Consider the following 13759-nt stretch of genomic DNA (forward strand, 5'->3'; position numbering starts at 1 on the left):
ATCATGACAACAAGAGAGAAACTAAAACAATATTTTAAAGCTAATAAAAAACCTACTCAACAAGAATTTGAGGAATGGCTGGATTCCTATTGGCATCAGGCGGAAGACTTAATTCCACAAGATTCTGTTAACTTAATTGAAAAAGTAATTCCATATATATCAGGTGATGTGATGTATGGCTATGGATTGTCCATTACCATTCCTTCCAATATCAGAAAGATAAATGATCAAGCTTTTGTGTATCAACAAAATTCCCGTTATATTCTTGAGATTAAATTTAGTGAGGGACTGGAAGAAATAGGAACTTATGCTTTTTTTGGACAAATGGCAGGCAAGATTAAGACGCCTTCAACGCTGAAAAGAATTGAAGAAGGAGCATTCAGTTATTTGTTTTTCGAAGAAATCATATTAAATGAAGGATTAGAATACATTGGAAAAGATGCATTTAGAACGGTTATAAATTCAATCTCGACCTTATATATCCCTAACAGCGTGACATTTGTAGGAGAAAACGCATTTCTCCTGTCACATCTTCAATCAGTTTCTGCCCCTGCAGGACTAGATTTAAGTAACTCAGGTATTCCGGCATCAATAATTACTTATAGATAAGAGATAGAAATCAACAACTTTTATAAAAGGATATAATTAAAAGTTTTAGTTAAAAAATAAAACACGACACTTTTTGTCGCATTAAGCTCATATATTTGTAATAGAAACTTTTACCATGAAACGTAGCAAAGCTACATCATAAATATATCCGAATGAAAAAAGATTTTTATCTGACAAGATATGCCTTAATTATAAAAAGATTAGAAAGTTCTCCGGCTACCTATTCGCAGCTGGAGGACTATCTTCTCAACTCTTTCGAATTTCAGGATGCAGGGATCAAGAGCTACTCTATCCGCACACTGCAGAGAGATATTCGTGAGATTTCTGATCTTTTTAACCTTTCTATTCACAACAAAAAAAAGGGTGACAACCGGTATTATATTGAGAGCCGCCCCATTATGGAAGTAGATGAATACAATCAAAAATTATTGGAATCTTTTCAGGTAAGTAATGCTCTGAATCTTCATCCGGATTTCTCAAATTTCATCTTTTTTGAAAACCGAAAACCTACAGGTGTAGATCATTTCTACGACCTTTTCTTTGCCATCCGTAATAAAAGAATTGTAAGTTTCGAGCATTACAATTATAAAAATAAACTGATGACTTCGAGAAAAGTTCATCCGTTAGCTTTAAAAGAATCAAAAGGCCGGTGGTATCTTATTGCCATCGACACCAAAGATCAGATGTTGAAATCTTTCGGACTCGACAGGATCAATTATCTGGATGTAGATAAAAATAAATTTCGAGAAAAATACAAATACAACCTGAGAGAACATTTTAAAAACGCTTTTGGGGTTATGAATCTTGCCGAACAGAAACCTCAGCAGATCGTTATCAAGTGCAGCAAGCATCAGGGTGAATATATTAAAAGCTTCCCGCTTCACCAATCTCAAAAGGAAACCAAAGAAACCCTCACAGAGACCTTTTTCGAGTTTTTCTTACATCCTACTTACGATTTTATGCAGGAGATTCTTTCGTACGGAAAGGAGGTGCAGGTTTTAGAACCGAAAGGTTTAGTTGATGATATCCGCAATCACCTGCAGGAATCTCTGAACAAATATTTTGAAAACTAATTGTTCCGAAAATTTCAGTTTTTTTTATTACATTTACATAAATAACATGTCGTGAAATCTCTATTTCTTTACTTTTTTTGTTTGACCCCTTTTTTCTGTTTTTCACAGCAGACAGAAGAATTTAAGAATGTAAAGAACTATTACAACCAGCATCGTGTTTTGCTCAATAACGAATTTCGAAAGAAATATGAGGCCGAAACCAATGTTCTGAATAAAGATGCTATAAAAAGAGATTTCGTTTTTTTTATGAAAAAAATGGACAGTATCGAAAATACAGCATTAGTAGGTGCTTTATTAAAGGTTAAAAACCTGGAAGATCTGAATAGCATTAAGAATAAGACGGCTACACTTCCTGAAACCTCCCCAGATATTACATCATCAACAGGTCAGATGGCCGAATATCCCGGCGGCATGAATACCCTTAGACAGCAAGTCGCTAATCTTTTTTATACAGAAGGCGTACATTCTGAAATGAAAACTGCCAAAGCTCTTGTTGCATTTATTGTGGAAAAAGACGGAACCATAAGCAACGTACAGGCTTCAGGAGATAATTTCACTTTCAACAGACAAGCTGAAATCGCCTTATATTCCGTTCCTCAAAAATTTACCCCTGCTGTTTTTAATGGCGGACCTGTAAGATATCGCTTCAAGCTTCCTTTAACGATGACTATTGAATAAAAACATTAATGTTTACAGACGAATATTACATGAAAATGGCTTTACAGGAAGCCGAAATTGCTCTTGAAAAAGATGAGGTTCCCATCGGTTGTATTGTGGTTTCTAATAACCGCGTGATTGCAAGAGCACATAACCTTACAGAAACTCTGAATGATGTGACTGCCCATGCCGAAATGCAGGCCATCACTTCAGCTGCTAATTTTTTGGGTGGAAAATATTTGATCAACTGCACGCTGTATGTCACCATGGAACCTTGCGTGATGTGTTCCGGAGCACTTTCCTGGTCTCAGATTTCAAAGGTAGTCATTGGAGCCAGAGATGAGCACAGAGGATTTATCAATAAACACCTCTCCTTACATCCAAAAACAGAAATTGTTACGGGAATTATGGAAAACGAATGTTCAACGATTGTAAAAGATTTTTTTAAGTCAAAACGCTAATCTTGATCCCTGAAAACAGAATACATCGGAATATCATAGTATTTACCGTCTTTCTTCAGATGCTGTTTTAAAATAGCCTCCTCCTCCATTCCTATTTTCTGCATTATTTTTCCGGAAGCCGGGTTATGAGGGAAGTAGGTTGCGTAAATTTTATTAAAACCCAATTCTTTGAATCCAAAATCAACAACCGATTTTGCAGCTTCAGTCACGTATCCCTTGTTCCAGAAAGGCTTTGCGAGCCAGTAGCCCATTTCAGCTTTATCAGAACCTTCATCATGAAGTCCGATGGCCCCGATCATCTGCTCATTTTTATCCCGAATAGCAAATGTAAAGCCTTTTCTTTTATCAAAAGCCTCTCTCGAAATTTTAAACCAAAACTCAGCATCTTCTTTGCGGTAAGGATAAGGAATATTGGAAGTAAGCTCCGAAAAAACTTTATCCTGAAGATATTGAGTTACAAGAGGCAGATCTTCTTCTTTTAATTCGGAAAGGATCAATCTTTCCGTTTCTATTCTAGGGAATTTTGTCATGGTTTTGTGGTTGAGATTGAGGTTGAGGTTTTTAAACTGATCCCTAACCTCAGCCTGATTTATAAATCTTTTCCTAAAAAATAAAGACCTTTTAATGTGTGAAGCCTGTCCATCACATGGATTTTGTCTGTCAGAGGTTTGTAAACGTGGGAAACGCCTCCGGTAGCTACAACAAAGCAGTCATCATTCACCTCATCGTTTATTCGGTCAATAAAACCTTCTACCATTCCTAAAAACCCATATACCATACCACTTTGCATGCAGGTTACCGTATCAAGTCCCAAAACTGTTTTTGGCTTTTTCAATTCAATATCCGGAAGCTGTGCCGTTTGATTGATCAGAGAATTTAAAGCAGTAACAATCCCAGGAGCAATGATAACACCCAATGTCTCACCGTTTTCTGCTACGCAGCTTGCCGTAAGTGCTGTACCGAAATCAAGAACAATTTTTTTCCGGTCTGTATACATATTATGTGCAGCCACAAGATTGGCATAAATATCCGTTCCCATCTGTTTAGATTTTGCCACGACGCCTGAAGGTGTACTCCTATCAACAATTACAGGAAGGATTCCATGGATTTTTTTGATCGCCGAACTTATCACCTTGGTCAGCTGAGGGACAACCGATCCGATAATCACTTTTGTGATCTGCTCGGGTTCAACTTTATAAGTCTGATATAACATCAGCATCTGAACGTATAATTCATCTGCTGTTCTGTAAGGTTTTGTATTGATCACCCACGAAATATCACAATTGTCATCATCAAAAAGACCAAATCTGATATTACTGTTTCCTACGTTGATTACGATTGAATTCATTGACTTATTTTTCAAAAGGATATGCTTTATAATAGAAATCCTTGATTTATTTTCAGGGGATAAATTTAATGATTTTAATAAAAAACTATGTCTCAATCTCCCATAAATTGATCCTATCCTTAAAAAAACTTAAACAATTCATGCCAACAAAAAATCCTACAGACTATCTGTAGGATTTTGACATTTATTTTTAATGCGATTATTTTACTTCTACGAAATTATCATCCATATTGACATCTGCAATTCTCTGACTGAAATCGATTCCTAAAACAGACAGCTGATCTTTTGTGTAAGGCACCGTCACTACATATTCCTTCTGTGTCCATGGCCAGTAAGGCATCGTTTTGAAATCTCCATAGGCATCTTTTGTTTTCCAGGTATGCGTCATATTTAACGGAATCTGGTAGGTCATCACTTTTTTATCCTTAGTCAGTACACTGAAGTCAATTGGCATTGGTACCTGCCCTTTGTTGACTAAAGTAATTGTTGTCGATTTTGCATCATACTTCACATCCTTGATTCCATAATCAATTGTTTTTGTGGTATAGATCCAATAGTTCTGAAACCATTTCAGATCCATTCCGGAAACTTTCTGGGCAATATGCAAAAAGTCTCTGTCTGAAGGATGTTTCATACTCCACTGTTCATAATATTGCTTCAGGGTTTCTGCTAAATTCTGCTCACCCATAATGTATCCCAACTGCACCAGATACAATTCTCCTTTTACATAAGAAGCATATGAATATGAGGTTCCGTTATCATGATGGTCACCAAACCATATCGCAGGCTCCTCAATTCCTTTTTTGATAAAACTTCTGTAGGCATTTAATTTATCGGTAAACGGATTCGGAAGTTCCTCCGGAAAAAGCTGATGCATAACAAAACTTTCAGCATAGCTTGTAAAACCTTCATCCATCCATGGGCGCATAGGCTCATTGGTTGCCAACATCTGCTGGTACCAGGAATGAGAGCCTTCGTGAGCCATTAATCCCATTAAGTCTTTAATATTTTTTGATTCACCCAAAATCATCGTACACATTCCGTACTCCATTCCACCATCTCCCCCTTGAATAAAGGCATAGGTTGGATAGACATATTTTCCGAAATGAGAATTCATAATCTGGAAATATTTAGTTATATACGGCTGAGCCTGTTCCCAGACTTTCGTTTTATCATTATTCTGGTATACAAAAAATACTTTCGGACCTTGTGAAACATCAAAACTTTTCACAATATAATCCCGGTCTGCGCTCCAGGCGAAGTCGAGAATATTTTTTGCAGTCCATTTCCAGGTGGCTTTTTTATTTTTCTCAGCTTTAATTTTTGCATTGGTATCGTATCCTTTTACTTCTGTAGGATTTTCAAGAATTCCTCCCGCTCCGATGACGTAGTCTTTATCAATTTTAATAGTCACATCAAAATCTGAAAATGGAGCATGAAACTCTCTTCCGATATAGTCAAATGTTGCCCAACCGTCATAATCGTATTCCGCAATTTTCGGATACCACTGTGTCATGGTCATATCAACACCTTCTCTATTATTTCTTCCGCTTCTTCGAATCTGCTGAGGAATTACAGCATCCCATTCCATTGTGAAAATAGTTGTTGAATTAGGTTTAATAGGTTCTGCCAAATATACCTTCATTACTGTTTCCTGAATCTCAAACTTTACGTCTTTTCCGTTTTGTTTAAGCCAGTGAATATTTTGAGCTCCTTCTTCATTTTTCGGAATCGAGGCCAATCTTGAAATCCCATCTTTTTGCAATCTTGAGTCTCCATTTTTCCCTTGGGCAGCCACTCTCTGATCCATCATAGAGTTAGGTTTAAAAGCATTCCAGTACAAATGGAAATAAACCACATTCAGTTCATCCGGTGAGTTATTGGTATATTCTAAGGTCTGATTCCCTTGGTAAGTAAATTTTTCAGCGTTCACATCAATATCCATCTTGTACTTCGCACTCTGCTGATAGTAAGCTCCTTGCTGAGCCTGAAATTGAGAAATGATAAACGCAAAAATGATTGCAACCGATTTTTTCATTTAAAATTTTATTTTTTTTAAAGATAAGTAATTAAAATAAGACCTCAAATGTAGACTTATGTTGAGGTTTTATCTGTGTGATATGGTTTTAGATGGAGTTTTGAGGAGTTTGTTAAAAAGATTATTCCAATTCAAATTCTTTTCCCACCAAGCTTAGCTTTTCAAATAATTGAGATGAGAAGTTTTTAATAAAAATACTTTTAGATTGCTTTTTATTTCCTTTGAAATTTTGAAACTCTATTTTATTAGTTTTCATATTATAAACATCGTTTGTCACGGTATAATCTCCTGTCAGCAAGTTATATGTTTTACTGCAATGACCACTCGGAGTTCTGTAGCTGTAATCATAACCAATAAGCTGTATTTCTTTTACTTTTTGGTTAAATCTTAATTTCAGACCGTGTCCGTATACACCTGTTCCTTCCTGATAAACCAAGAAATCTACCACATCATTTTTATATTTTAAGGGAATAACAAAAACTCCGTTAAATAAATCAAAATCGATGTAAAAAGTTTTATTCTTCGACGAAAGATAGAGGATCAGATACTTTTTAGCAGAATGCAATTCGTACTCTGATTGATAAATTAACGTAATCACATCATCTTTCTTATCCTTATCAAAATCCACAACAATCCTTTTCATTTCCTTTCCGTTTGAAGGACTTTCTTTAAATTCTGAAAAACCATCAGGAATTTTGAATTGTGAAAAACAATAAGAAGAAATAAGCAGCATAAAAAGAAAATATATTTTTCTCATTTTCAAATCGGCAATAATTTTTTAATCAAAGTAATCTGTCCCAAATGATAATATGCATGCTCAATCATTCCATCAATATTTCTTAAATAGGTTCCGTATTTTTCATCGACAAAAACTTCACTCATTTTGGAATCAGGCATTTGCTCTAATAAATGGGCAAACTTTTCAGAATCGCTCCAAAGCTTATTCAATAATCCTTCCCATTCTTCCTGAGATTCAATTGACGGAAGATCAAAGCTAAATTGATCTCTGATTTCCAAATCACCACCTTCAAAAACATTCATAAGTCCCGCGATATAATAATCGATGTGAAAAGTGAGCATTGCGATTGTGTTCAAAGAACCGACTTTCGTGCTTGCTTTTTTCCAAGTGATATCTTTTAATTGATCCTTAAAATTGGTATTTGCAATCCAAAGTCCATCAAGCAAAACCTCTCGGAATCTTTTTGCTAATTGTGAAGTTGAACTCATTGTTTTTAATTTTTTTAAAGATAATTATTTTTTAAATTTTCTCACAAAAACCTTGACAAGGATGATTATTAAAAAAAATCCTTCAAGGCTTTTGAAACCTTAAAGGATTAGATGGATTCTTAATCGAGATTAAAAATTATTTTTTAGCTGAAACTTCTTTTTTTCCGCTTTGTAAAATCTTTTCTAAGATTCTTAACGTAATCAGATATGTTGGTTTTACACCTGTCAGCCCTAAACCACCTGAAGAAAGTGTGCTTCCCGTTTCCAAAGGATTATCCGAAGCGTAATAAGCATACATTACAAATAAATCAGGTGAAATATGATGTCTGATTTTAGATGCTACCTGAATGGCTTTTTGATAATGTGCACCTTCCATCTCCAGTCCAATTGCCTTCCAAGAAGTATTCATAAAATAAGAAAGAATATCTCTGTTTTGAAGCGATGTTCCTAAAACGGTAATCATAGGTCCTTCGAAAGCTTTTAATTCATCATCGTGAAAATCTTCAAGCTTTAAAGCATTTTCAAAAGGATAATTATCTGCCGTTCCTTCAAATATATGTGAAGTAGGAATCATAATATCTCCTTTTGCACCGGCAAGAATTCCGGCTTTACCCATGATGGAAACAGATTTCACTTTCATCATGTAAACCTCTCCTTTGTGTTCGAAAGGTCTCAACAACTCATCCATCACCTCAAAAGCCTGTTCACCAAAAGCATAATCGAAAACCATAATCACATCATCTCCACCATATTTTATATCGTTGAAAGGCGTGTTTTTAAGATTTGTTTTGCTCAAATCAATGATCTGAACATCGATATTACTTCCGCTTTTATCGTTAATATAGATCAAACCTTCTTCCAAAGCATATTTAGAAACTTTATCACGAAGTTCTTTCTTATCAGAAATTTCGCCGTACAGTTTATAATCTACTTCCTTGGTATCTTTTTTCTTTAAGGCATCATTTCCATACAACATGTTTTTTACAGAGTGCATATTGGCAGAAATAATATGAAGCGGTCTCATATGAAGGTTGTTTTCAAATAAAACTTCTTTCACTTTATTGGCCCATTTTTCACCAAAATAGTGATGTCCCACTCTTTCCTTTAATATCGCACTGAAATGAATTTCTCTTTCTCTTGTCTGTTTTGCATCTTCCAAACTAACTTTTGCCAAGTTATAGATGATTTTGAATAAACGGTCAGGATTGCTGTCGTCCCCAAAAGTATTGTAAGCGTTTAATGTCTCATCAAAAGTTCTTCCTATTAAAGAAGATAAATGAATAAGAGCAACTTCTTTTTCTTTTCTGCTGAATTTTTTTTCACCTTTTACTACCTCTTCGATAATTTTAAAAGCACGTGTCGGTTTCCAGTTTTCATCCTGGATGAACGCCAGATTTCTAACTTTATCTGCTTCTATAAATAAAAATGTAAGGTGAGTAAGGATATCATAGATCTCAGAACGTCCCAAAAGAACTTCAATATTCATCTGGTGTTCGTCTATTCTGTAACAGTTTCTTCTTCTCTTTTTAGGTACAATTGGCTCGAAACTTCCTTTATCAAAACCCTCATCTGATGTCAGATGAATAAAAGCACATTCTTCAATTCCCTCAGGAAGCCTGTCTAAAACATACATCAAACCATCCAGTTCCAATTTACTTGGAATATTCATACTTCCATAAATCTCCGGATTGATGGTCTTCAACAAACTTCTGATGCTCTCCCCCGAAACACCGGCAGGTTTAAAAAAACCTCTGTAAAAGAGGTGTCTCATAGAAATATACAATCTTTCAATTGCTTCCGTTGTTTCTCTTGCTCTAGAATTTGTCATAAAATAAATTTCACACAAATATACAAAATCTCCGCTCAACTTATTTTAAGTATCTTTTAATAAACGATTTAACATAATATATAAATTCAATGATGTTATTGCTATGAATAAAGCAAAAAAGCAAAAGTATATCGTGGAAATTTATATAAGAAAATGATCGTTTTTAAGACCACCCCGTCAAAAATTTCAAAGAAATTTTTGATACCACTCCATTGGTGAGGAATTTTCTTCCTTTTAGAAATATTATTTATGAAAAATGGGCTTCGGTCATCACAAACAAAATAATTACTATGTATATGCTGTTTTAAATTCGTAAATTGTATAACAATAGTATGTATCCATTATTAATGGTTTTCAAAAAAAGATTCAATTTAAAACTTTGAATTCATTTCACCCCTTTAAAAAATCAAATCAACGTTTGAAATTTAGTTAAAATTAAATTTACCCCTTAATTTTTTAGGGTAAAAATATTTTCAATTCATTTTTTTTGTAAATTTGCCCCGTAAAAATTAACCTAATATGTCAACTTTAAGATTCAAAGCGTTAGAAACTTTACCATTCAAGGACTTTAGAAAAGATAACTCTATTGAAGTTCCTGCAAAATTGTCAGAATTATTCTGTCAGAATGTTTTCTCAGAAGAAACAATGAGAGAATATTTAACGAAAGAAGCATTCCAGTCTATTTTGGATGCAATGAAAAAAGGAACAAAAATCCAGAGACACATTGCAGACCAAGTAGCTGTAGCCATGAAAGACTGGGCAATGAGCAAAGGGGTAACTCACTACACTCACTGGTTTCAGCCTTTGACAGGTACAACTGCAGAAAAACACGATTCTTTCTTCACTCCAATTGAAGGAGGCAGAGCTATCGAAAGATTCAGCGGAAACTTATTGATCCAGCAGGAGCCGGATGCATCTTCTTTCCCGAACGGTGGTATCAGAAACACTTTCGAGGCAAGAGGTTATACAGCTTGGGACCCTACATCTCCGGCATTCATTATGGGAACTACATTATGTATTCCTTCAATTTTCATCTCTTACACAGGAGAAACTTTAGATTATAAAGCCCCTCTTTTAAGAGCTTTGAACGCTGTAGACGAAGCTGCAACCAATGTAATGCAGTATTTCGATAAAAACGTAACAAAAGTAACTCCTACTTTAGGTTGGGAGCAAGAATATTTCCTGGTAGATTCAGCATTATATCAATCTCGCCCGGACCTTGTATTAACAGGGAAAACTTTGCTTGGACACTCTCCTGCAAAAGGACAGCAGCTGGATGACCACTATTTCGGTTCAATTCCTACCAGAGTAATGAACTTCATGAAAGAGTTGGAAATCGAATGTATGAAATTAGGTATTCCCGTAACAACAAGACACAACGAGGTAGCACCAAACCAATTTGAGCTGGCTCCAATGTTTGAGGAAGTAAATGTTGCCGTTGACCACAACTCTTTGTTGATGGACATTATGGCAAGAATTGCTCACAAACACCATTTCCATATTTTATTCCACGAAAAACCATTCGCAGGCGTAAACGGAAGCGGAAAACACAACAACTGGTCTTTAGCAACAGATACTGGTGAAAACCTATTAAGCCCTGGAAAAAATCCTAAGAAAAACTTACAGTTCTTAACGTTCTTCGTTAACACAATTAAAGCTGTTCACGAATACGCTGATCTTTTAAGAGCTAGTATTGCATCTGCAAGCAACGACCACAGATTGGGTGCTAATGAAGCTCCACCGGCAATTATTTCTGTATTTATCGGTAGCCAGTTATTCAGAGTTTTGGAAGAGCTTGAAAAAGTAACGGAAGGAAAACTTTCTCCGGACGAAAAAACAGATTTAAAATTAAATGTAGTTGGAAAAATCCCTGAGATCCTGTTGGATAACACCGACAGAAACAGAACTTCTCCATTTGCATTTACAGGAAATAAATTCGAGATCAGAGCGGTAGGTTCTTCTGCAAACTGCGCGGAATCTATGACAGTAATGAACACGATTGCTGCAAAACAATTAAACGATTTCAAAAAAGAAGTTGATGCATTGGTAGAAACAGGTCTTAAAAAAGACGAAGCCATATTCAATGTATTAAGAGAGTACATCAAACAGTGTAAAAACATCATGTTTGAAGGGGACGGATATTCTGATGACTGGGCTAAGGAAGCTAAAAAGAGAGGTTTGAACAACTTAAAAACAACTCCGGAGGCTCTTAAACAGGAAATGGACAAAAAATTCGTTGATCTTTATGAAGAAATCGGAGTTTTCACTCACAGAGAGGTTGAGGCAAGAAACGAAATTAAATTAGAAAAATATTCTACCGTTATCGATATTGAAGCCAGAGTTTTAAGTGACATCGCAAGAAATCACATTATTCCTTCAGCTTTAAATTATCAAAACAGATTAATTGAAAACGTAAAAGGTCTTAAAGAGATTTTCGGAGACAAAGAATTCAAAACATTAGCGAAAGAGCAAATGAGCCTGATTACTAATATTTCTGAGAATGTTTCTAAAATCAAATTAGGTGTTGAAGACCTTATCAAAGCCAGAGAAGCTGCAAAAGCTGTATCTGACAGTCAGAAGCAGGCAGAAACTTACTGCAACAAAGTAAAACCTTTATTTGATATCATCAGAGATGCTTCTGACGATCTTGAGATGATGGTGGATGATGAACTTTGGCCAATGACAAAATACAGAGAAATGTTGTTTACAAAATAACATTTGTAAAGTTCCATATTAGTGAAACTCCTCGATTTATCGGGGAGTTTTTTTTGTTTTATTAACAGTCCTGAAAATTAGAGTTTTAAAACTGAATGCTTGATTAATAAAGGAAATACGATTTATTTTGTTAAAGAATCTTAATAAAAAAAACCGCACACTCACCTAAAACAGGCGGTTGCGGTTTGTTTTTCTTTAACATACTTAAATAATATGTTAAAATGTGTTAAAATAAGAACCTGACAATTATCATATCGGGGCTCTTTTAGACGGAATACATACTTTTGTAATGCTTTTGAAAAATACTATTCCTTTTTAACACGGTTAATCAAATTTATATGAAGAAAAGAGTTTTGTTTTATTTAGTTGCTTTAGTTTCTACAGTTTCATTACAATCGTGCGCTACAAATTATGTAGTTTCAAAACCAGCAACTTATAGTAAAGAATACAAAACAGATGCCAAACTAGCTTCTCTTGATACGAAGAAAATGGAGCTAGACAAGCAAAGATTAATTGATTCTTTCCTTGCAGAAAAAGCGGCATCTTTAGTCAATGCTAAAAACGCAGTTAAGAATTCTGAAATTGCAAAAGCAATCAGACATAACAAAACAATCGACAATATCCTAACAGAAGCTGAAACATACCTAGGAACGCCTTACAGATATGGAGGAATGACAAGAAACGGTATTGATTGTTCAGCTTTCGTTCTTTCTGTATTTGGTGCTGCAGCAGGCCTTAGCTTACCAAGAGTAGCGGCTTCTCAGTCTCAGGAAGGAGAAAAAATTGAAAAAGAAAACCTACAGAAAGGAGATTTAATTTTCTTTTCTCATGGAAGAAGAATTTCTCACGTAGGTATTGTAGAAAGTGTTACAGAAGATGGGGAGGTTAAATTCATTCACGCTGCCACGTCGAAAGGAGTGATGGTTTCTTCACTGAATGACTCTTATTGGGGACCTAAATACAGATTCGGAAAAAGAGTGATCAACGAAAACGGAGAGGCCTTCAATAACCTGGCAACTACGACTCCAGCATCAAACGCAACAAGTTTTTAATTTTAAATAATTGATTTAAATAATGAAACCATCAATATTTTTTGATGGTTTTTTTATTTTTAGTGATTAATTATACCTCTTGTTCTCTCACTTACACTCATTACGAAACTTCAAAAATCCGGCTTCGGACTCCTAGCCATTCTTATCAATTTCAATATCGAATTTATAAAGAAGCCCATAAATCTCAGACAACGAAAATTTAGCTTTTTTAAGCCTGTTCTGAGAAGGATCTATTGAATAGTTGACCGATGTTCTGAAATCTGCTTTTTCAAGGTTTGTATTATCGAAAACAGCGCCTGAAAAGTCGCAATGGCTAAATGCAGCATTAGAAAGATCACACTCGGCGAAATCAACTTCTATGAGCTTTGAATTTTTAAATAGGGTCTTTTTGATTTTTGTTCTGTAGAAAATTGAATTATGCAATAAACAGCCGTCAAATTTAAAAGACATTCCGAACTCATTGCAGTCATCAAAATGAAGCCCGAACATTTTACATTCTTTAAAAATAACATCACGAAAAGCCGTTGAGACAAGCTTTGCCATACTCAGGTTGCAGCTAATAAACTCACAGTCGTTGAAACTGAAGCCCGAAAGATCCGCATATTCAAAATTACAATGACGGAAAGTACAATTTTCGTATTCACCCCTTTGAAATTTAGAAAAATCTGTGTTTTCGAAAGTTTGGTCCAGAACGTATGCTTCTTTCATAAGATTATAGTTTTGCTCGTAGATTTAAATCAAGAAATTAATC

At 35.1% G+C, this 13759-nt stretch carries 13 protein-coding genes; 6 read left to right on the forward strand and 7 right to left on the reverse strand.

Annotated elements, in window-relative coordinates; genetic code table 11:
* The first annotated feature begins 3 nt into the window (after positions 1-3).
* From M2373_RS06945 to M2373_RS06960, 4 genes are all read left to right on the forward strand, one after another.
* Entirely contained in the window at positions 4-609 is a 606-nt protein-coding gene (locus M2373_RS06945) for a leucine-rich repeat domain-containing protein (protein ID WP_259108957.1), read from the forward strand.
* A gap of 152 nt (positions 610-761) precedes the next feature.
* Positions 762-1682 carry a YafY family protein gene (locus M2373_RS06950; RefSeq protein ID WP_259108960.1) on the forward strand — a complete coding sequence of 307 codons (921 nt, stop codon included), beginning with the start codon at positions 762-764 and terminating at the stop codon, positions 1680-1682.
* A gap of 81 nt (positions 1683-1763) precedes the next feature.
* Positions 1764-2360 (forward strand): energy transducer TonB, encoded by a 597-nt coding sequence (locus M2373_RS06955; protein ID WP_259108962.1) that lies wholly within the window; start codon positions 1764-1766, stop codon positions 2358-2360.
* Positions 2361-2368: 8 nt separating this feature from the next.
* Entirely contained in the window at positions 2369-2800 is a 432-nt protein-coding gene (locus M2373_RS06960; RefSeq protein ID WP_259108964.1) for a nucleoside deaminase, read from the forward strand.
* Here M2373_RS06960 and M2373_RS06965 read toward each other — a convergent pair.
* From M2373_RS06965 to M2373_RS06990, 6 genes are all read right to left on the reverse strand, one after another.
* Positions 2797-3330, reverse strand: coding sequence for a GNAT family N-acetyltransferase (locus M2373_RS06965; RefSeq protein WP_259108966.1), 534 nt, complete (start codon positions 3328-3330; stop codon positions 2797-2799). The genes M2373_RS06960 and M2373_RS06965 overlap by 4 nt on opposite strands.
* Positions 3331-3389: 59 nt before the next feature.
* The gene (locus M2373_RS06970) at positions 3390-4148 is read right to left on the reverse strand and encodes a type III pantothenate kinase (RefSeq protein ID WP_259108968.1); all 759 of its coding nucleotides are present in this window, start codon (positions 4146-4148) and stop codon (positions 3390-3392) included.
* Positions 4149-4347: 199 nt separating this feature from the next.
* Positions 4348-6186, reverse strand: coding sequence for a M1 family metallopeptidase (locus M2373_RS06975; protein ID WP_259108970.1), 1839 nt, complete (start codon positions 6184-6186; stop codon positions 4348-4350).
* A gap of 121 nt (positions 6187-6307) precedes the next feature.
* Positions 6308-6943, reverse strand: a complete 636-nt coding sequence (locus M2373_RS06980) for a hypothetical protein (protein ID WP_259108972.1) — start codon at positions 6941-6943, stop codon at positions 6308-6310.
* A gap of 2 nt (positions 6944-6945) precedes the next feature.
* Positions 6946-7413, reverse strand: coding sequence for a DUF1572 domain-containing protein (locus M2373_RS06985; RefSeq protein ID WP_259108974.1), 468 nt, complete (start codon positions 7411-7413; stop codon positions 6946-6948).
* Between the two features lie 136 nt (positions 7414-7549).
* Complete coding sequence (locus M2373_RS06990; protein ID WP_259108977.1) at positions 7550-9241, reverse strand: DUF6909 family protein; 1692 nt, start codon at positions 9239-9241, stop codon at positions 7550-7552.
* 519 nt (positions 9242-9760) lie between these two features.
* On the opposite strand from M2373_RS06990, the gene M2373_RS06995 reads away from it, so the two are divergent.
* Together M2373_RS06995 and M2373_RS07000 are read left to right on the forward strand one after the other, a co-directional pair.
* Complete coding sequence (locus M2373_RS06995) at positions 9761-11956, forward strand: glutamine synthetase III (protein WP_259108978.1); 2196 nt, start codon at positions 9761-9763, stop codon at positions 11954-11956.
* Positions 11957-12294: 338 nt separating this feature from the next.
* Positions 12295-13008 (forward strand): C40 family peptidase, encoded by a 714-nt coding sequence (locus tag M2373_RS07000; protein WP_259108979.1) that lies wholly within the window; start codon positions 12295-12297, stop codon positions 13006-13008.
* Between the two features lie 132 nt (positions 13009-13140).
* On the opposite strand, the gene M2373_RS07005 is transcribed toward M2373_RS07000, so the two are convergent.
* Entirely contained in the window at positions 13141-13716 is a 576-nt protein-coding gene (locus tag M2373_RS07005) for a pentapeptide repeat-containing protein (RefSeq protein WP_259108980.1), read from the reverse strand.
* Between the last annotated feature and the right edge of the window lie 43 nt (positions 13717-13759).

It is taken from the genome of Chryseobacterium sp. JUb7 (assembly GCF_024806495.1).
Classification (GTDB): domain Bacteria; phylum Bacteroidota; class Bacteroidia; order Flavobacteriales; family Weeksellaceae; genus Chryseobacterium.